The organism is Mesorhizobium sp. M7A.F.Ca.CA.001.04.2.1 (genome assembly GCF_003998485.1).
GTDB lineage: Bacteria > Pseudomonadota > Alphaproteobacteria > Rhizobiales > Rhizobiaceae > Mesorhizobium > Mesorhizobium ciceri.
Genome location: NZ_RZQT01000117.1, coordinates 1 through 18,701, shown reverse-complemented (window position 1 = coordinate 18,701; position 18,701 = coordinate 1). Strand labels below are relative to the sequence as shown.

The window sequence follows — 18,701 nt, the reverse complement described above, 5'->3', positions numbered from 1 at the left end:
AGATTATACTGCGCCGCCGGGTGCTTGCCACCCGGCGCCTGGCCGGCGGCAGCGACACCGACCGCCGGGATCCTGACGCCTCGACCGCCGATGAAGAACAGCGACGGCAGATGCGAATGGCCGTGCAGCACAAGGTCGGCGCCATGGCGGCGAATGATCTTGTTGAAGCGGGCGATGCCGAACAGCCGCTTGTGCTGCGGGACCGCGCCGCGCACCGGCGGATGATGGATCATGATGACGCGGAACAGCCCCTGTCCGGCAGTGTCCTGGAGGATTTTGCCGAGCCTATCCCCCTGGCCTTCCATGAAAAACCCATTGGCCATGAAGGGTGCCGTGGCGCGCGCCGTCGAGACGCCGATCAGCGCGACATTGCCGCGTACACGCAGATAGGGGAAGGCGTTGCGGTCGACCGGCGTGTTGACGCCGTCGCCGCTCATCCACGCCGCCCAGGACCGACAGACCTTGTCGAAGGCGCCCGGCACATAGGCGTCGTGATTGCCCGGAACGACCGAAACATCATGCGGCGGCCCCAGCGTCTCCAGCCAGTGCCTGGCCATCTCGATCTCGCCGTCGAGCGCCAGATTGACCAGGTCGCCGGTGACGGCGAGGTGATCAGGCGTGTTCGCCTTGATGTCGGCGACGATCGTGTCAATGACCGCATCATGCATATGGCGGCGGCGGTTGCGCTGCCAGTTGACATAGCCGAGCACGCGCTTGGAGGCGAGATCGCGATAGGATACATCGGGGAGCGGCCCCAGATGGACATCGGAAATATGCGCGAGCCTGAACATACAACCTTCATAGGCGACCCGCGCGCGGCTTTCCACCCACGGTTTCGCTATCAATGACGAGCCCTGAAGATGCCTTCCGCCAGACCGGCTGGCCAGGGTTGAGGGCCAGGCTGTTCCATCTCTATTTCGTGCTGCGGAGGCCGATGACGCTTGGCGTGCGCGGCCTGATCCACGACACAGCGTCCAGATCCGTCTTCCTTATTCGCCATACCTATGTACCGGGCTGGCAGCTTCCCGGCGGCGGCGTCGAAGTCGGCGAGACGATGAACGAGGCGCTGGCCCGTGAACTGGCCGAGGAAGGCAACATCGCTCTGACCGCCCCGCCGGTGCTCAAATCGATGCATTTCAACCGCCGCTCCAGCCACCGCGACCATGTCGGCTTTTATCTGCTCGAGCATTTCAGCCAGACGGCGCCGAAGCTGCCGGACCACGAGATCGCCGAAGCCGGCTTCTTCCCGCTCGACCGCTTGCCGCAGGGCACGACGCCGGCGACGCTGCGCCGGATCGCCGAGGTTTTTGACGGCGAGCAGCCCTCGCCCTACTGGTAGATCAGGCCGCCGCTTTCTCGAAGCGCGCCCGGTCATGCCGTGCGCCATAATCGAGATCCGGTCCGACAGGCACGATCCGCGTCGGATTGATCGTCTGGTGGCTGCCGTAATAATGAGCCTTGATGTGATGCATGTTCACCGTCCCGGCCACGCCAGGGACCTGATAGAGATCGCGCAGATAGTTGGACAGGTTCGGGTAGTCGGCGATGCGGCGCAGGTTGCATTTGAAATGGCCGACATAAACCGGATCGAAGCGCACCAGCGTGGTGAACAGCCGCCAGTCGGCCTCGGTGATACGACCGCCGACGAGATAGCGCTGTTTTGCCAGCCGCTCCTCCAACGTATCCAGCGCCGAGAACAGCTCGCCGAAAGCCTCTTCATAGGCGCGTTGCGTGCTGGCGAAGCCGGCGCGATAGACGCCGTTGTTGATGGCTGGATAGACCAGCGCATTGATGCGGTCGATCTCGCCGCGCAACGCCTTCGGATAGAAATCCAAGCTGGCGTCGCCCCATTCATCGAAGGCTGAATTCAGCATGCGGATGATTTCGGAAGACTCGTTGGAGACGATGGTCTGCTCCTTTTTGTCCCACAGCACCGGCACAGTCACCCTGCCCGAATAGGCGGGATCGGCCTTGGCATAGATCTGGTGCAGGAAGTCGAGGCCGTAGAGCGTGTCGCCCGTGGCGCCGTCCTCAGCTACGAACGTCCAGCCGTTGGCGCCCATGAAATGATGCACCACGGACACCGATATGATGCCCTCCAGCTTCTTCAGCGCGCGAAAGATCAACGTCCGGTGGGCCCACGGACAGGCAAGCGAGACATAGAGGTGATAGCGGCCGGGCTCGGCCTTGAAACCGCGCGTCCGGCCTTCGGCGGGCGCCCCGTCAACGGTGATCCAGTCGCGCCATTGCGACTGCGCCCGCACGAACCTGCCACCATTGTCCGCCGTATCGTACCAGCGGTCCTGCCATCTTCCTTCGACCAGCAATCCCATGCGAATCTCCTTGCGTCCTGTTGGTTGATGTAGGCGCAAGGCTGCCCTGTCGAAGACGTCAGGTGCTGAACAGACCGTCACTTGGCAGAAATGACGGACAGAAACGGCCGATTGCAGCGGCGGGAAATTGATGCTAGCGGACAATCCGCATGTTCGACTTTGCTTTGATCCGGTTTGACCGACGACGAAAGGGCGCCCGCGCTTGATGAAGCGCTGACTGGCGAATGCTGCCGTTTGCAGCAACCTTTCCTCCTTGTACCGGACCGCAAAGACCATGAGCCTTGCCGACGTGAAATACCTGCCGGAAACCCCGGCGCACGACCCCGAGATCGAAGCCATCAACGACGAAGCCTTCGGGCCCGGCCGCTTTGTGCTGGCCGCCTACAAGATTCGTGAGGCCGGAGGGCACGAGCGCTCGCTGTCCTTTGTCGCCGTCAATGGCGACATCGTCGTCGCCTCGGTGCGCATGACCCGCATCGCCGCCGGTGCCGGCCGCGCATTGATGCTCGGGCCGCTCGCCGTGCGGCCGGCCTTCAAGAATCTCGGCATCGGCCGCCGGCTGGTGGCGATCGCGCTGGAGGCCGCTGCCCGGGCCGGCGCACCTGCCGTCATGCTGGTCGGTGACGAGCCCTATTACGGGCCGCTCGGTTTCAAGCGGATTCCGCGCGGCCAGATTTCGATGCCGCGCCCCGTCGACCTCGACCGGCTGCTGTCGCACGAGATCGCGCCGGGTGCGGTCGCCAGGCTCTTGGGCGAGGTCTGCCACGCCGATCAGGCCAGGGTGACCGATCCTACCGCGGCGATGGCTTGACCTTTCCCATCGATCTGGCGCCTGATCCGTCCACTGTTCCTGAGATCAAAGGATGACGTCATGAACCCGAACGGCCAGATCGCGATCGTCACCGGCGGCGGCTCCGGCCTTGGCGAGGCAACGGCGCGCGCGCTGGCCACCAAGGGAGCCCGCGTCGCCATCTTCGATGTCGGTATTGACCGCGCGGCCAAGGTCGCGGCCGAGATCGGCGGTATTGCCGTCCAATGCGACGTCAGCAGCGCCGACAGTGGGACTGCTGCCCTCGCCGACGTCGCCGCCAAGCTTGGCGAGCCGCGTATCCTGATCAATTGCGCCGGCATCGCCATCGGCGTGAAGACGATCGGCAAGGATGGTCCCCATCCGCTTGATCAGTACCGCAAGGTGATCGAGGTCAATCTGATCGGCACGTTCAACATGATCCGCCTCGTCGCCGAACGCGCGTCAAAGCTCGAGCCGCTGCCGGGCGGCGAGCGCGGCGTCATTGTCAACACCGCTTCGGTTGCCGCCTATGATGGCCAGATCGGCCAGGCCGCCTATGCGGCGTCCAAGGGCGGCGTCGTCGGCATGACGCTGCCGGTGGCGCGCGACCTTGCCCGTTCCGGCATCCGCGTCTGCACCATCGCTCCCGGCATCTTCAAGACGCCGATGATGGCCGGCATGCCGCAAGAGGTGCAGGATTCACTGGGCGCCGCCGTGCCGTTCCCGTCGCGCCTGGGCGAACCGTCCGAATATGCCGCTCTCGCCCTGCACATCATCGAGAACCAGATGCTGAACGGCGAGACCATTCGCCTCGACGGCGCCATTCGCATGGCGCCGAAATAAACCGGTCATGAGCGCCGGCCTGTCCGCTGCCGCTAAAACCGGTCCGCTGACCGGGCTGAAGGTGATCGAGATGGCCGGGCTCGGCCCCGTGCCGCTGGCCGGCCTGATGCTGTCGGAGATGGGCGCGCAACTGTTGCGCATCGAACGGGCGGGGACGAGCCAGCTCCTGCCGCTGCCGGATGAGTATAACATCGACCGCCATGGCCGCGCCGTGCTGCGCCTCGACCTGAAGCGCCGTGAAGGCACCGATCTGTTGCTGCGCCTTGCCGAAAAGGCGGACATGTTGCTCGAAGGCTTTCGCCCGGGCGTCATGGAGCGGCTCGGCCTCGGCCCGGAAACGGTGCTGGTGCGTAACCCGGCGCTGATCTACGGCCGTATGACCGGCTTCGGCCAGGACGGCCCGCTCGCCGGCCGCGCCGGCCATGACATAACCTACCTCGCCTATAGCGGCGTGCTGCACGCCATCGGCCATGCCGACGGCCGTCCCGTCCCGCCGCTCAACCTCGTTGCAGACTATGGCGGTGGCGCCATGATGCTGGTTGCCGGCGTGCTGGCCGCCCTTTTCCAACGTTCGCGCACAGGCAAGGGTGAAGTCATCGACGCCGCGATGGTCGACGGCGCCTCGATGCTGGCGGTGCCCCTGCACGCCTTGATGGCGGCCGGCTTGTGGAGCGACAAGCGCGGCGCGAACCTGCTCGATTCCGGCGCCCCGTTCTACGACACCTATGAGACGTCGGACGGACGCCATATCGCCATCGGCTGTCTCGAGCCGCAATTCTTCGCCGAATTCGCCAGGCTGCTGCCGCTCGACGAGCGCTTTGCATCCGGCCAGTACGACAAGGCCCTGTGGCCGCCGATGCGCGCCGCCATTGCCGATCGGATCCGGCAGAAACCACGCGACGACTGGGACCGGTTGTTCGCGCAAACCGATGCCTGCGTTGCACCCGTTCTGTCGCTGCAAGAGGCAAAGCACCACCCGCACAATCGGGCACGCAACGCCTCTGTGACGGCAGGTGCATTTGAGCGCCCGGCCCCGGCCCCGCGTTTCTCGAGTTCGCAACCGACATTGGCCACTATGCCCGGCGATGAGGATCTGTTGCCGTCGACAATGCTGGCACGTTTCGGCTTTGCGAAAGCCGAGATCGACGACCTTGTCAAATCCGGCTTGCTGACCGATAACTAGAGAACAAAGATCAACTTACTGCGGTGCTGCCTTGGACGAGCCGAAGAAGGACGTGATCCGTGAGACGGACGCCGAAGCGATCCGGCTGGCGAAGACGCTTCTGCGCAGCGCCCGCTTTGGCGCCCTGGCGGTGATCGAACCGCAAACCGGCTCGCCGCTGGCCAGCAGGCTTGGCGTGGCCACCGACATCGACGGCGCACCGCTGATCCTGGTGTCGATGCTTTCGGCGCACACCGGCGCGCTGCTTGCCGACCCGCGCTGTTCCCTGTTGCTCGGCGAACCAGGCAAGGGCGACCCGCTGGCGCACCCGCGCCTGACACTGGTCTGCCAGGCGGTAAGGATCGAGCGCGGATCGGCCGAACACGCCCGCACCGAGCGCCGTTACCTCAATCACAATGCCAGGGCGAAACTTTACGCCGGTCTCGGTGACTTTTCGATCTTTCGCCTCGATCCGCAACGCGCCAGCCTCAACGGCGGCTTCGGCAAGGCCTATCAGCTCGACCGATCGGATCTGCTCGCCAGCGGACCGGTCGTCGAGGAACTCGCGGCGCGCGAACAATCGGCCATCGACCACATGAACGCCGACCATCTCGACGCGATCGCCGTTTACGCACAGCATTTCGCCAAAGTATCCGGCAACGGCTGGCGTATTGCCGGATTCGATGCCGATGGCATGGATCTGGTGTCGGGCGACGATGCTTGCCGGGTCTTTTACCCGCAACCTCTGGGCGCAGCAGGTGAATTGCGGCACGTTCTGGTCGATATGGCGAGGGCGGGCCGAGCCATTGTCGACGCCGGGACTGAGACTTAATTATGCTGGATCAAAAGCAACACTTGAGATTTAGGTGAAATGCTCTACCTTTTAGTGACGCTGAATCGCCAGCGCCGATCGATAAGTGAATTTATGGAATCAGACGCCATTGCCCCCATGGCGTCGGGATGAACAGGAAGCATGGGGGATCGATGGTCTCGACAAAGCTAATCGTGAACGCCGAATCGGCGGCAGAGTTTCTCATGCTGATGGGCAATGAGAAGCGACTGTTGATCATGAGCTACCTCGCCGAGGGTGAAATGTCGGTGGGAGCCATAGCCGAGAAGGTGATGCTCAGCCAATCCGCCCTGTCCCAGCATCTCGCCAAGTTGCGGGCGCTCGACCTTGTCGACACCCGCCGCGACCGGCAGATGATTTACTACTCCTGCAAATCCGACGCCGTGCGAGAACTGCTTGTCATGCTGGACGGCATTTTCGGCAGCGGCAAGGATGACCTGTCCCAGATGGCGCACCGCTTGCGCCGTGCTGGAACCTGACCACACAGCCGCCGATCTCGCCGGTGATTCAGAGCGACATGCGCCGATTTGGGGCGCACAAAGCTGGCTGATTGTCCCGAATTGTCGCATCGTGCTTTCCAAACAAGGTGAGCGCCGGGAAGCGGTCCGGATTTTCGGGGCCGATGCGACGGTCGCGAGGAATGCATGGATCCCATTCGCATCGACGACCCGCAAGATCCGCGCGTCGCTGCCTATCTCGACATTCGCGAGCGTGACCTCGCCGGCCGGCAAGGCCGCTTCGTCGCCGAAGGCAAGGTGGTGCTCGACCTGTTGCTCACAACTGGACGCTTTGCCGCCGAATCGGCCCTCGTCCTGGAAAACCGGCTGGCGGGTCTCGACAAGATCCTGAGCAAGGCGCCCGCCGACCTCCCGGTCTATGTGGCCACCAGCGCTGTGATGGACGCAATCGCCGGATTTCACATGCATCGCGGCATCCTGGCCATGGGCCGCAAGGGAGCGCCGCAGCCGGCCGAAGCCCTGCTCGATGGCTTGCCGCCTCGTGCGCTGGTCGTGGTGCTCGTCGGCATCGCCAACCATGACAATGTGGGCTCGATCTTCCGCAACGCCGCCGCCTTTGGCGCTGACGCGGTTTTGCTGGATGCGACGTGCTGCGACCCGCTCTATCGCAAGGCGATCCGCGTTTCGGTCGGCGCCGCGCTCAAGATCCCGTTCGCATCGTTCACCGACACCGCCGGCTTCACAACGATGCTCGCCCGACGTGGCTTCGAACAATTCGCGCTCTCGCCACGCGGGAAGACCGACATCCGCGATGCGCAGCGCAGCGAGCGCCTGGCGCTCTATCTCGGCACCGAGGGCGAAGGCTTGCCGGACGAGCTGCTCGCAAGCCTGCACGACGTGCGGATCACCATGGCGGAAGGCTTCGACAGCCTGAATGTCGCCGCGGCTTCAGCCATCGCGCTGCATCATTTTTCGGCTAGAGCAATTCTAGGAAAAGTGTGAAGCGGTTTTCCGTCCAGAATTGCGTCAAAGCAAAGAGTTAGGGCATTTCGCCGTTTCCGTGAAACGGTGAAATGCTCTAAGGAGACCTGATCTCAGCTTGTCGCGTCAGCCTTCTGCAGCGCGCGCACGCGGTCGGCAAGACTGCGGTCACCGTTGCCGGAGCGTGCGTCCGACGGTACCGCCAATGCCATGGCGATCGGCGAACCAGGCCCCTCGAGCTTGGCCGTCAGATGGACGACCTCCGCCGCCAGCTCGTTCATCTGCTCGCGCAAGGCGGAGCTGCTGTCAGTGGCCTTGGAGGCGGCCAGTGCGGTGAGATCCGCCTTCAGCCGTTTGTTCTCGCGCGCCAGCGCCGTCAGCCTCGCCTCGAGCTGCTCACGGTCGCTGTCGAGCTTGGCGATTGCCTTGTCGAAATCATCGCTCCTCGCGACATCGCCGCCCTTGCCGACCAGCCGCAAGGCTGGCGCGCTGTCCTCGGATTTCGATCTTTCGCGCATGCGTGCCAGTTCCTTTTCGCGGCGATCGAGTTTGTCTTCTCGATCGGCAAGTGTGGCCAGCAGCCGTTCGACCTTCTTGTCGAGCTCGGCGGTCTTTTTCTTCTCGGCTTTCAGGGCGTCCCGCGCGGCCTTGCTTTCGGCCGCGATTTCCTGGCCGCGCCTGTCGGCTTCCTTGCGCTGGCCGCGCAGCATCGCAATGTCACTGGCGAGTTTCTGCATTTCGGACTCTCGCGCCACGAGCTCGATCTGCCGGCTGCTCGAGGAAAAACTGGCGTCGTCATACATGCGCTCCAGCTTTTCCAGCTCAAGGGCGCGCTTTTCCAGCTTGCGTTCGGTTTCCTTCAGACGCTCCGAAAGCTGCTGCAACTCGCCCTCTCGCTGACGCAGCGCTTCGTTCTTCGCGCCCAGCTCGGTCAGCGCCTGGTTCTTGTCCGTCCGCTCGACCGCCAGGCCCTTCATGGCCTCGCGACCGCGATTGATCTCGACCAGTTGTTCGGCCGCCTTCTCACGCAACGCCTTGACGCTGATTTCCAGGCGGCGCGTCGTCATGGCGTATTCGGCGCGGATGCGATCCTTGTCCGCCTGGATTTCGGTCTGCGTCAGAGGGATCGAGGATTCGATGCGTTTGCGTGTAAGCGCGACCGCACGACGCCATATGGCCGGAGCCACCATGAGCGCCAGAAAGCCAGCGCAGAGAAAGCCGAGGACGAAGAACAGGACCGACTGGACCAAGTGACTACCCGTTGTGGCCGGCAAGCATCAAAAGCGCATAGAGCGCTTTGACTGTGCCACGTTGACATGGCGGAAATCCAGCGTTGCGGCAAGGGTTTGCCGCAACGCTACGAGTTTAATGCATGTCGACCCAAAAGCGGTCCCGGATTTGGACAACGACAGTCAAGGACTTCAGCCTAGAACGGATTCCAGGTGGCCCGCTCGGTAAGCTTCAGATAGCCGAGATTGACGCCGAGCCGAGCACCGACGCCGGTGCGGATCGGCACCAGGAGAACATTGTTGTTCTTCAGCACGTTGAAGCCGACGCCCGCCACCACATAGGCTGAACCGGCAACGCCGCCATAGCGGTTGTAGAGGCTGCCCACATCATCGAGATTGTAGACCAGCATCATCACCCGCGACCCCTCGCCGCCGAAATCCCAGCCGAGCGACGGGCCTTGCCAGAACACTTTGTGGTCGCCGGCATTCTTGGTGTAGAGCGTGCCTTCGCCATAGGTCAGGCCACCGATCAGCGCACCGGAGCCCTCTTCGCCCAGCAGATAGCCGTTGGGCAGGCCGTAGGAGGCAAAAATCTTCTCGATCACCGTGGCGAGTCCGCCCGATGTGGCGCCAAAAAATTTGTGACCGGAATCGACAATCTCCTGAGCGGTGTATTCCTGGGCCCGCAGGGCTGAAGTCGAGAAGACGAGAACGCCCAGGAGCGTGACCGCCATTGAGAAGACACGGAGAAAGCTCCGGTCGTAGTATCGGGAAAACATGCTTCCAATCTCCGTCAGGGAGCACCTTCGCCGACGCCTCGCACCCCGTACGGCTCTTTTAGCCGGCCGTTAAGGGTAACTGTTAGGGGCAAATTATGCCGTAATCCTTTTTCAACCATTAAGCTCTCACATGAACATGGCGGTTCGAAGGCTGTTTGGGGTCGCTCAATTGGGGTCGGCAGCCTGCGTGCACACGCCATTTGCCACAACCACAATTTGGATTTGTTGCTGCACGCACGGGCGCTGTGTATTCAGAAAGCCTGAGGAGAGAGTGCGTGATTCGTGTGGCAGGCGACGATCGATCGCCCGGCCATGAGTTGTGAGATTTTGCAGGGATTTTTCGCCGATGGCCGATCTGTTCACCCTTTCCGCACCCGATCTGGCAGCGCTTTTGTGCAGCCGGGTCTGCCACGATATCATCTCGCCGGTCGGCGCGATCAACAACGGGCTCGAATTGCTTGATGAAGGCGGCGCCGATGAGGACGCCATGAAGCTAATCCGCCAGAGCGCCCGCAACGCTTCGGCCCGCCTTCAGTTCGCCCGCATCGCCTTCGGTGCCGCCGGTTCGGCCGGCATGTTGATCGATACCGGCGATGCCGAAGCGGTCGCCATCGCCTTCCTCAAGAACGAAAAGCCGGAACTGACCTGGAACGGGCCCCGCGCGTTGCTGCCCAAGAACAAGGTCAAGCTGCTGCTCAACCTGATCCTCGTCGCCAATGCCGCCATTCCGCGCGGCGGCAAGCTTTCCGTGACGCTGGAAAACCTTGAGACCGAACCGCGTTTCGCGCTTGCGTCGGCTGGCCCGATGCTGCGTGTGCCGCCGAAATTCCTCGAACTGCATTCCGGCCACAAGCCGGAGGAGCCGATCGACGCGCATTCCGTGCAGCCCTATTACACGCTGCTTCTGGCGCGCGAAGCCGGCATGACGATATCGATCCACGCGACGCCGGAAGAAATCGTGCTTTCGGCGGCCTGATGCGCAGCCGATAAAGCGAAGTATTTTTTCATTTAACGCTGTAATTCCAGCTCATCGACTTGAGATGCGTCTGGTCGTTCAGGCGGTGCCAAAGCATTCGTGAATAAAAGTAGGCACCTGCCCATCTTTGTAAAAATTTTACCTAACGCCTTTTCGGCTTCTTTACCAGATTGGCCTATGGTGCGTCCTGGATGCCCCCGACGCTACCGGACTGCCAGAAGGCAAAGAGGACCCGGAAATGAAACGCTGCATGTTCGTCGACGATTCAAGCGTTATCAGGAAGGTTGCAAAACGCATCCTGGGCGGCTCCGAAATGATTGTCATCGAGGCCGCCAGCGGACTTGACGCGCTGGAGATGTGCGCCGCCGACATGCCCGACATCATCGTCGTCGATGGCGCCTTGCCCGACGTACCGGCAGTCGATCTCATCCGTCGCGTCCGCGCCATGGAGAGCCCGATAAGGCCGCAGATCCTGATTTCCCTGGTCGAGCTCGATATTGCTTCGATCATGCGGGCCAAGCGAGCCGGAGCCCAGGGCTATCTCTTGAAGCCGTTCAACCGCCCGCAGCTGCTCGAGCGCTTTCGCACCTTGAAGAGCGCACCTGATTCGGCATCCTTGAGCAACTCCAGAAAAAGTGCGTGACGGTCTTCTGCTCGGAAGCCCAAAAGCAGACCGTTACCAGCCCATCATGCAAAAACCCGGCCGAAGCCGGGTTTTTTATTGAAAAGATTCGAACGATTCGTCGCTCAGGCGCTGACGCGAATGTCTTCCGGTTCGCGCAGCACATAGCCGCGACCCCAGACCGTTTCGATGTAGTTCTGACCGCCCGATGCCGCGTCGAGCTTTTTGCGCAGCTTGCAGATGAAGACGTCGATGATTTTCAGCTCAGGCTCGTCCATGCCGCCATAGAGGTGGTTGAGGAACATTTCCTTGGTCAACGTGGTGCCCTTGCGTAGCGAGAGCAACTCCAGCATCTGGTATTCCTTGCCGGTCAGGTGCACGCGCTGGCCGCCGACTTCGACTGTCTTGGCATCGAGGTTGACCACCAGGTCGCCGGTGGTGATGACCGACTGGGCGTGGCCCTTGGAGCGCCGCACGATGGCATGAATGCGGGCAACCAGCTCGTCCTTGTGGAATGGCTTGGTCATGTAGTCGTCTGCGCCGAAGCCGAGGCCGCGCACCTTGTCCTCGATGCCGGCCATGCCGGAGAGGATGAGAATAGGTGTTTTGACCTTGGAAAGGCGAAGCGTTCTCAAGACCTCGTAGCCTGACATGTCAGGCAGGTTGAGGTCGAGAAGAATGATATCGTAGTCGTAGAGCTTGCCTAGATCGACGCCCTCTTCACCGAGATCGGTCGTGTAGACGTTGAAACTTTCCGATTTCAGCATCAGTTCGATGCTTTGTGCGGTTGCACTGTCATCTTCTATCAGCAGAACACGCATTTTATTCCCCTTTTCTGCTGCCGGACCATTTCACGACCCGTCCGGACCCGGAGCAGTGGTTGCCTTGTGCAGAGGCTGCCATTGAATGGTTAACAAATCCTAATTTCCCGTCCATGACGGTACCAGATTTTTTAACCTCTTTCTACACCCTCTTGAATCTAATAACGAATCTCAGAACCAAATTCCTAATGCAACACATTAACAACCTGGACTAAGCGACTCCAGGGACTCATCGACGTCGCTTCCGCATCGGTGGCCGGAATTTTTACCCGGCCTTAAGTCCTGACCCGTATGATTAACAATGCCCGTAAACGAATGGTTACCGCCGGCAAAAAACTTTAGGGTTTTGTTTCCCATAGTTGGGGGAAAGCCGGTGGACACGGGTGCGGCCTGGGCGTTTCCAGGTGGTTTGGACGATAAGTGCGGGTGTGCGTTTCCGGGAGTACCGAATCATGAAGTCACGTGAAAACCTCGTTCGGCTGAAACAGTTTCAGGTGAATGAGAAGCGGCGGCAGCTGCTGCAGCTCGACATGATGATCGCCGAGTTCGAACGCATGGCCGTCGAGCTGGAGCTTCAGATTACCGCCGAGGAGAAGAAGGCCGGCATCACCGACATCAACCATTTCGCCTATCCGACCTTCGCCAAGGCGGCTCGCCTGCGCCGCGACAATCTCAGGAATTCCCAAAGCGACCTCGCCCAGCAGCGAAGCGCCGCCGAATCATTACTCGGCGAAGCTGAAGCGGAGCTTTCCAAAGCGGAAATGCTGGAATCGCGCGACACGAAGATCCGCGAAGCCGAAGTCGGTGGCCGCAGCGCCATGATCGGCTAAAACCCTGCCCCTGGCGACGTCAACGCTCGCCATCGGGCTGGCGCATTGTCGCGGCTTGCGGCCCGGCGGGAATACGCCCAGAAAAATTGAAAACCGCCCTACGCGGCCCAATCCCCTTCATTCTCAGCAATTGCCCTTGCACGGGCATCCTTGATATCCGGCGCATGCTGCTCCGCCCATGACCTGATCTGGGTAAGCAGTCCCGCCAGGTTCTGACCGAGCTCGGTCAATTCATATTCGACGCGCGGCGGAATGACCGGAAAGATCTCGCGCCGTACCAATCCGTCGCGCTCGAGCACGCGCAGCGTCTGGGTCAGCATCTTCGGCGTGATGCCGTCAAGCTTCCGGGCAAGCTCGCCATTGCGCAGCCGGCCTTTGCGCAGCGCGCAAACCACCAGATAGACCCATTTGCTGGCCAGCATCTCCAGCACCGTGTGCGAAGGACACGTTCGCCGGAACGCGTCATAGCCGAAACCGCAATCATCTTCACTATCCATGAGGTGCGTATGTATCAGAAAGGTACATACTGGACAAGGGACTATTACTATCCAAATGATAGTGGCATCAACCGAGCAGGAGATATCTCAATGCGTGCCGCTATCCAGAATTCCGTCGGCGGACCCGACGTCCTTGTCATCGCCGATCAGCCCGATCCCACGCCAGAGGCCGGCGAAGTGCTGGTCGGTGTCAAGGCAGCGGGCATCAATCCGGTCGATGGCGCCGTCCGTGCCGGCTACTACCCCTTGCTCGGCGAGCCGCCCTTCATCCTGGGTTGGGATATCTCGGGAACTGTCGAAGCACTCGGCGCCGGCGTCACCGGCTTCAAGATCGGCGACGAGGTGTTCGGGATGCCGCGCTTTCCCAAGCAGGCCGCCGCCTATGCCGAGTTGGTTGCCGTACCTGCCGATCAAATCACACTGAAGCCGAAGGGCGCGGGCCACCTCGAGGCAGGCGCCTTGCCGCTGGCCGGCCTCACCGCCTGGCAAGGGCTTGTTCGCCACGGCGGGCTGAAATCGGGGCAGCGCGTATTGGTGCATGCGGGAGCCGGCGGCGTCGGTCATCTAGCGGTGCAGATCGCCAAGGCGCGCGGCGCCTACGTCGTCGCCACGGCCAGCCCGGGCAAGCTCGATTTCGTCCGCAACCTCGGCGCCGACGAGGTCATCGACTACACCAAGGGCGATTTCACCGATCAGGTTCGCGACATCGATCTGGTGCTGGATCCAATGGGCGGCGACCACGCCCAACGCTCGCTGAAGGTGCTCAAGCGTGGCGGCGTGCTGGTGTCACTGCTCGATGTCAGCGACGACACAAGGGCGCACGCCAGTGCGCGCGATATTCGGGTCGAGCGTATGTCGGTCTTCCCCGACAGGGAGGGCCTGCTGGAACTGGCTCGGTTGATCGATGCCAACAAGCTCACCGTCCATGTGGCGAAGAGCTTCCCACTGGACCAGGCGGGGGCCGCTCACGCCTTCCTTGCCACCAAGCCGATCGGCAAGGTTGTGCTGTCGCTCTGAGCGGAACGGTGACCGTGAAAAACAGAAGGGCGCGGAGTTAGCCGCGCCCTTCATCTAAATTCGCAATGGTCAGTGCCGGTATTGCTGGATGCGTGTCGTGCGCAGCCCGGCAAGGCCGTATTCGTCGATCGACGCCTGCCAGGACAGGAATTCCTCGGTGGTGAGCTTGTAGCGTTGGCATGCCTCGTCCAGGCTCAAAAGCCCGCCGCGCACGGCCGCAACCACTTCCGCCTTACGCCGGATAACCCAGCGACGTGTATTGGTCGGCGGCAGATCGGCAATCGTAAGAGGGCTGCCGTCAGGCCCGATAACATATTTGACTCTCGGTCTAACCAGATCGGTCATCGTACTCTCTACAAAAAACTCAAAGACCCAATCCCCGCCACGTTACCGCCACAGCTTTAAAAATTGCCTAAGCAGACCCTAATGACTAGGTAAGGATCATGAACGCCGCGTTAGTCTTTTCGCCGGCATTTGAAACATCTGCCCGCAAACCCTGATTTGCCGGGGGAAAATGCATCCCTTGGCGAAGATCGGCCACAAACGGTGAATCGCCCTGCACGCTGGCGCGCCGGTAAAGCTTGACCTATATTCTCGACATTGGCATTGAGGCGCCGCGCAGAACGAAAGCATCATGAACAGTCTCGATCTTCCCGGACGTCCCGAAAACACCCGCATCGTCGTCGCCATGTCCGGCGGTGTCGATTCATCGGTCGTCGCCGGCCTGCTGAAACGCGAGGGCTACGACGTCGTCGGCGTCACCTTGCAGCTCTACGACCACGGCGCGGCGACGCACCGGGCCGGCTCATGCTGCGCGGGGCAGGACATCGACGATGCCCGCCGTGTCTCCGAGACGCTCGGCATCCCCCATTATGTGCTCGACTACGAGGAACGCTTCCGCAAGGCGGTCATCGATCCCTTCGCCGAAAGCTACGTCGCCGGCGAGACGCCGATCCCGTGCGTTTCCTGCAACCAGACGGTGAAGTTCGCCGACCTCCTGGCCACCGCCAAGGAGCTCGGCGCCGACGCGCTGGCCACCGGCCACTACATCCGTTCCGGCGCCAATGGCGCCCAGCGCGCGCTCTACCGTCCGGTCGACGCCGACCGTGACCAGAGCTACTTCCTGTTCGCCACCACGCAGGCGCAGATCGATTATCTGCGCTTTCCCCTCGGCGGCCTGTCGAAGCCTCAGGTTCGCGCCATCGCCGAGGAGATGGGGCTGGCGGTTGCCGCCAAGCAGGACAGCCAGGACATCTGCTTCGTGCCGCAGGGCAAGTATTCCGACATCATCGCCAAGCTGAAGCCAACTGCGGCCAATCCGGGCGACATCGTCCACATCGACGGTCGCGTGCTCGGCCGCCATGAGGGCATCCTGCGCTACACGATCGGCCAGCGCCGTGGCATCGGCATCGCTTCCGGCGAGCCGCTTTACGTCGTCCATCTCGATGCCGACCGGGCTCGCGTCGTGGTTGGCCCGCGCGAGGCGCTGGAGACGCACAAGATCTATCTGCGCAATATGAACTGGCTGGGCGACGGACCGCTCACAGACGTCCCTGCCGGCGGCCTGGAACTGTTCGCCAAGGTCCGCTCGACGCGGCCGCCGCGCCCGGCCGTGCTGCATCATCGTGCCGGTGCCACATGGGTGGAGCTGGTCGACGGCGAGTCCGGCATCGCGCCGGGCCAGGCCTGCGTGCTCTACTCCGATGACGGCAACGAGGCCCGCGTGTTCGGCGGCGGCTTCATCGAGCGTTCGGAGCGTGGCGCCGAGGCCGAGGCCATGCTGACCCGGCTTGCCGCCCGGCCGGCCCAGATTCCCGCGGAATAAGATTCCCGCGGAATAAGATTCTTGCCGAATAAGTTTCCTGCCGAATAATCCGCGCTTCAGGAATTCGACTTGGTGTGGGTGACCGTGCCGGCGGTCAGGATGCGCAGCACCCTGATCGCTTCCTCGCCGCTGGTACGCGGTTCGGCACGCGTCTCGATGCACTGGATGAAATGCTCCAGCTCGCGCGTCAGCGGCATGCCCTGGGCAACCGCGACATAGGACGGCTCATTGGTGGTGAAGGCCCATTGGCCGCTGTCCTGCCACACCGCGTGGCGGTAGACGGCCAGCTTGCGTTCCCATGGCTCGACGTCGTCGAACACCGCCATTGCCTTGGTGCCGACCACGGTCAGCCGCCGCTCGCGATAGGGATTGAGACGCGAGGTGAAGAGATGGCTGCGCAGGCCGTTGGGGAAGCGCATGTGCAGATGCGCGAAGTCGCTGAGATTATCGAGCAGGGCGGCCCCCTCGCCGCGCACCTCGATCGGCTCCGTGCCGGTGATCGCCAGGATCATCGACAGATCGTGCGGCGCCAGGTCCCACAGCGCGTCGTTCTCTGTGTGGAACTTGCCGAGGCCGAGCCGGTGAGAGTGGATGTAGCGGACCTCCCCGAGTTCGCCCTTGTCGATCAGCCCCTTCAGCGTCTCGAAGGCGGGGTGGAACCGCAGGACATGGCCAACCATGAAGACGCGGCCATTGTCCTTGGCCGCCTGCACCGCACGCTCGGCATCCGCCACCGTCAGCGCGATCGGCTTTTCCACCAGCACGTCTTTGCCGCTCTCGACGGCACGTACCGCAAGGTCGGCATGGAATTGCGGCGGCAGCGCCATGACGATGGCGTCGATATCGTCACGGACGAACAACTGGTCCGGCTCGATCGCCAGGCAGTCCTGCTCGCTGGCAAAGCCTTCCGCGCGGGCCCGGTTGGTATCGGAGACCGCGTGCAGCGCGCCGAGCGCCTTGAGAGTGCGGATGTGGTTGCTGCCCCAGTATCCGCAACCGAGGACTGCTATGCGCGGCTTCATCTGTTTCAAACTCTAAAAACTCGTGGCCGAGACATAGCGACGTGCCCCTTCGAACTCAACCCCGGCGGCGACAACCAAATGTCGCCGCGGCAAAGCTTTTCGATAATGACGATAAGCCGGCAAGCCGGTTGCTTCGAAGCTTGACAGGCTCACCCTCCCAACCTTATATCCGCGCGACCTTGGCGAACGCCCCCGACATGCCCTTCGATTTGAGGTGGATTTCGGGCCTTTCGCCGCCCTGGCGGGGTAGCTCAGTTGGTTAGAGCACGGGAATCATAATCCTGGGGTCGGGGGTTCAAGTCCCTCTCCCGCTACCAAAATCCAGTTAAACCATGGAAATGGCTAAAAAAATTACACGCGTTGGTAGCGCTTCCGGTTGAAATTGTTCAATAATTTCAATGCGGCGCCATCGTGTTCCTCGCCCCGGTAGACACGAGAAAGAGTAACGCGTTCCTCGCTTGGACGAGGATTAATCCGATTGCATCGCTCGGACCTCGAGCTATGCAAGCCGTTCCGCATGCCATCTCAAATGGTCGTCCATGAATGTCGAAATGAAGAAATACGAATGGTCGTATCCGTCTTGCATGCGCAACGTCAGCGGAATGCCGGCTTTGGCGCAGGCCGCCTCCAAAAGCCAGGGTCTCAGCCCGTCATTCAGGAACCCGTCCGATGTTCCCTGATCGACGAGAAATTCCGGGAAGCGGCGCCCGTCTTCAACAAGCGAAGTAGCGTCGTAGGCCCGCCACGAGGCCTCATCCGTGCCGAGATATTTTTCGAAAGCCGGCCTTGATCAGCCGGCAGCGCTTGGCTGCACGATCGGCGCAAATGCCGAGCAACTCCTGAACCGCTGCGGGTTTTTCAGAGCAATCGTCAGCGCGCCGTGTCCGCCGTTTCCCGGGCCTGTGGAGGCACGAAAACGGCAAACGTCATGTCGCAGCAGCAACTCGTCGACAGGTGCGAATAGATGCCCTGCACTCCGCCATGGGATTTTGCCTGGGAGATGGTCTTCATGGGTTCCGGCATATTCCCTCTCCACGGATTTCAAACACCAATGGGCCGGTGTCTACGGCATCGACATTGATCGCGGCAACCCGGGCGGATCAGGTGGGGTCGAACCGACCGGCGGCGCGGACATCCGGAATGTCAGTCGCGCCGCCGGCCTAACGCCCGATGTCGGGGAGGCACGGTATTTTGGGAACACAGAGCCTTCTACGCGGGCGTGTCGTGTGAGCCGGTCAGTAAACCACGACGCTTCTGATCGATTTGCCCTCATGCATGAGATCGAAACCCTTGTTGATGTCCTCGAGCTTGAGCGTGTGGGTGATCATCGGGTCGATCTGGATCTTGCCGTCCATGTACCAGTCGACGATCTTCGGCACATCGGTGCGGCCGCGCGCGCCGCCGAAGGCGGTGCCCATCCAGGTGCGGCCGGTGACCAGCTGGAACGGCCTGGTCGAGATCTCCTGGCCGGCGCCGGCAACGCCGATGACCACCGACTTGCCCCAGCCGCGATGCGAGGCTTCGAGCGCCTGACGCATGACCTTGGTGCTGCCCGTGCAGTCGAATGTGTAGTCGGCGCCGCCGATCTGGTCGGCGCCACGCTTGGTCATGTTGACGAGGTAGGGCACGACATCGCCGTCGATCTCCTTCGGATTGACGAAATGCG

At 62.0% G+C, this 18,701-nt stretch carries 22 protein-coding genes, 1 tRNA gene and 1 pseudogene; 13 read left to right on the top strand and 11 right to left on the bottom strand.

The window, feature by feature from the left end:
- A partial coding sequence (locus tag EN955_RS27030; protein WP_206523763.1) for a metallophosphoesterase occupies positions 1-791 on the bottom strand: 791 nt, incomplete at its 3' end.
- Positions 792-844: 53 nt separating this feature from the next.
- Here EN955_RS27030 and EN955_RS27025 point away from each other — a divergent pair.
- Positions 845-1,339 carry an NUDIX domain-containing protein gene (locus EN955_RS27025; RefSeq protein ID WP_013529919.1) on the top strand — a complete coding sequence of 165 codons (495 nt, stop codon included), beginning with the start codon at positions 845-847 and terminating at the stop codon, positions 1,337-1,339.
- A 1-nt stretch (position 1,340) separates the two neighbouring features.
- Here EN955_RS27025 and EN955_RS27020 read toward each other — a convergent pair whose 3' ends face one another.
- Complete coding sequence (locus tag EN955_RS27020) at positions 1,341-2,333, bottom strand: glutathione S-transferase family protein (protein ID WP_024504510.1); 993 nt, start codon at positions 2,331-2,333, stop codon at positions 1,341-1,343.
- Between the two features lie 274 nt (positions 2,334-2,607).
- On the opposite strand from EN955_RS27020, the gene EN955_RS27015 reads away from it, so the two are divergent.
- The 6 genes from EN955_RS27015 (at position 2,608) to EN955_RS26990 (ending at position 7,438) form a co-directional block, all read left to right on the top strand.
- Complete coding sequence (locus EN955_RS27015) at positions 2,608-3,144, top strand: N-acetyltransferase (protein ID WP_013529917.1); 537 nt, start codon at positions 2,608-2,610, stop codon at positions 3,142-3,144.
- Between the two features lie 60 nt (positions 3,145-3,204).
- Positions 3,205-3,966 (top strand): 3-hydroxyacyl-CoA dehydrogenase, encoded by a 762-nt coding sequence (locus EN955_RS27010; RefSeq protein WP_013529916.1) that lies wholly within the window; start codon positions 3,205-3,207, stop codon positions 3,964-3,966.
- Positions 3,967-3,973: 7 nt separating this feature from the next.
- Entirely contained in the window at positions 3,974-5,149 is a 1,176-nt protein-coding gene (locus EN955_RS27005; protein WP_024504509.1) for a CaiB/BaiF CoA-transferase family protein, read from the top strand.
- Positions 5,150-5,180: 31 nt separating this feature from the next.
- Positions 5,181-5,960 (top strand): HugZ family protein, encoded by a 780-nt coding sequence (locus EN955_RS27000; protein WP_024504508.1) that lies wholly within the window; start codon positions 5,181-5,183, stop codon positions 5,958-5,960.
- Between the two features lie 152 nt (positions 5,961-6,112).
- Positions 6,113-6,457: a metalloregulator ArsR/SmtB family transcription factor gene (locus EN955_RS26995; protein ID WP_013529913.1), complete on the top strand. Its 345-nt coding sequence runs from the start codon at positions 6,113-6,115 to the stop codon at positions 6,455-6,457.
- Between the two features lie 165 nt (positions 6,458-6,622).
- Positions 6,623-7,438, top strand: a complete 816-nt coding sequence (locus EN955_RS26990) for an RNA methyltransferase (RefSeq protein ID WP_024504507.1) — start codon at positions 6,623-6,625, stop codon at positions 7,436-7,438.
- A gap of 92 nt (positions 7,439-7,530) precedes the next feature.
- Here the strand turns inward: EN955_RS26990 and EN955_RS26985 are convergent, their stop codons facing one another.
- Both EN955_RS26985 and EN955_RS26980 read right to left on the bottom strand, forming a co-directional pair.
- Positions 7,531-8,667 (bottom strand): hypothetical protein, encoded by a 1,137-nt coding sequence (locus tag EN955_RS26985; RefSeq protein WP_024504506.1) that lies wholly within the window; start codon positions 8,665-8,667, stop codon positions 7,531-7,533.
- Between the two features lie 176 nt (positions 8,668-8,843).
- Positions 8,844-9,380 (bottom strand): EipA family protein, encoded by a 537-nt coding sequence (locus EN955_RS26980; protein WP_224621527.1) that lies wholly within the window; start codon positions 9,378-9,380, stop codon positions 8,844-8,846.
- Between the two features lie 391 nt (positions 9,381-9,771).
- On the opposite strand from EN955_RS26980, the gene EN955_RS26975 reads away from it, so the two are divergent.
- Together EN955_RS26975 and EN955_RS26970 are read left to right on the top strand one after the other, a co-directional pair.
- On the top strand, positions 9,772-10,401 hold the full coding sequence (locus EN955_RS26975; protein ID WP_024504504.1) for a histidine phosphotransferase family protein: 630 nt from the start codon (positions 9,772-9,774) through the stop codon (positions 10,399-10,401).
- A gap of 238 nt (positions 10,402-10,639) precedes the next feature.
- Entirely contained in the window at positions 10,640-11,044 is a 405-nt protein-coding gene (locus EN955_RS26970) for a response regulator (RefSeq protein ID WP_024504503.1), read from the top strand.
- A gap of 104 nt (positions 11,045-11,148) precedes the next feature.
- On the opposite strand, the gene ctrA is transcribed toward EN955_RS26970, so the two are convergent.
- Positions 11,149-11,844, bottom strand: a complete 696-nt coding sequence (ctrA, locus tag EN955_RS26965) for a cell cycle two-component system response regulator CtrA (protein ID WP_006203583.1) — start codon at positions 11,842-11,844, stop codon at positions 11,149-11,151.
- Between the two features lie 452 nt (positions 11,845-12,296).
- Here ctrA and EN955_RS26960 point away from each other — a divergent pair, with 452 nt between their 5' ends.
- The gene (locus tag EN955_RS26960; protein WP_013529907.1) at positions 12,297-12,674 is read left to right on the top strand and encodes a flagellar export protein FliJ; all 378 of its coding nucleotides are present in this window, start codon (positions 12,297-12,299) and stop codon (positions 12,672-12,674) included.
- Between the two features lie 98 nt (positions 12,675-12,772).
- On the opposite strand, the gene EN955_RS26955 is transcribed toward EN955_RS26960, so the two are convergent.
- Entirely contained in the window at positions 12,773-13,171 is a 399-nt protein-coding gene (locus EN955_RS26955; RefSeq protein ID WP_013529906.1) for a helix-turn-helix domain-containing protein, read from the bottom strand.
- Positions 13,172-13,261: 90 nt separating this feature from the next.
- On the opposite strand from EN955_RS26955, the gene EN955_RS26950 reads away from it, so the two are divergent.
- On the top strand, positions 13,262-14,188 hold the full coding sequence (locus tag EN955_RS26950; RefSeq protein ID WP_024504502.1) for an NADP-dependent oxidoreductase: 927 nt from the start codon (positions 13,262-13,264) through the stop codon (positions 14,186-14,188).
- A 69-nt stretch (positions 14,189-14,257) separates the two neighbouring features.
- Here EN955_RS26950 and EN955_RS26945 read toward each other — a convergent pair whose 3' ends face one another.
- Complete coding sequence (locus EN955_RS26945; RefSeq protein ID WP_013529904.1) at positions 14,258-14,533, bottom strand: DUF1153 domain-containing protein; 276 nt, start codon at positions 14,531-14,533, stop codon at positions 14,258-14,260.
- 289 nt (positions 14,534-14,822) lie between these two features.
- Between EN955_RS26945 and mnmA the strand changes: the two genes are divergently transcribed.
- A complete protein-coding gene (gene mnmA, locus EN955_RS26940) occupies positions 14,823-16,013 on the top strand; it encodes a tRNA 2-thiouridine(34) synthase MnmA (protein WP_013529903.1) in 1,191 nt (396 codons plus the stop codon).
- 56 nt (positions 16,014-16,069) lie between these two features.
- Here the strand turns inward: mnmA and EN955_RS26935 are convergent, their stop codons facing one another.
- Positions 16,070-17,035 (bottom strand): Gfo/Idh/MocA family oxidoreductase, encoded by a 966-nt coding sequence (locus EN955_RS26935; protein WP_024504501.1) that lies wholly within the window; start codon positions 17,033-17,035, stop codon positions 16,070-16,072.
- Positions 17,036-17,275: 240 nt separating this feature from the next.
- Here EN955_RS26935 and EN955_RS26930 point away from each other — a divergent pair.
- Positions 17,276-17,352: transfer RNA gene (locus EN955_RS26930), tRNA-Met, on the top strand.
- Between the two features lie 182 nt (positions 17,353-17,534).
- On the opposite strand, the pseudogene EN955_RS26925 reads toward EN955_RS26930, so the two are convergent.
- The 3 genes and pseudogenes from EN955_RS26925 to EN955_RS26920 all read right to left on the bottom strand — a co-directional run.
- Positions 17,535-17,924 (bottom strand): annotated as a pseudogene (locus tag EN955_RS26925) (alpha/beta hydrolase-fold protein); the annotation flags it as partial.
- A complete protein-coding gene (locus EN955_RS35595; RefSeq protein WP_245265374.1) occupies positions 17,906-18,058 on the bottom strand; it encodes a hypothetical protein in 153 nt (50 codons plus the stop codon). The pseudogene EN955_RS26925 and the gene EN955_RS35595, both read right to left, overlap by 19 nt.
- 212 nt (positions 18,059-18,270) lie before the next feature.
- On the bottom strand, positions 18,271-18,701 hold a 431-nt coding region (locus EN955_RS26920), incomplete at its 5' end, for a zinc-binding dehydrogenase (RefSeq protein WP_164769888.1).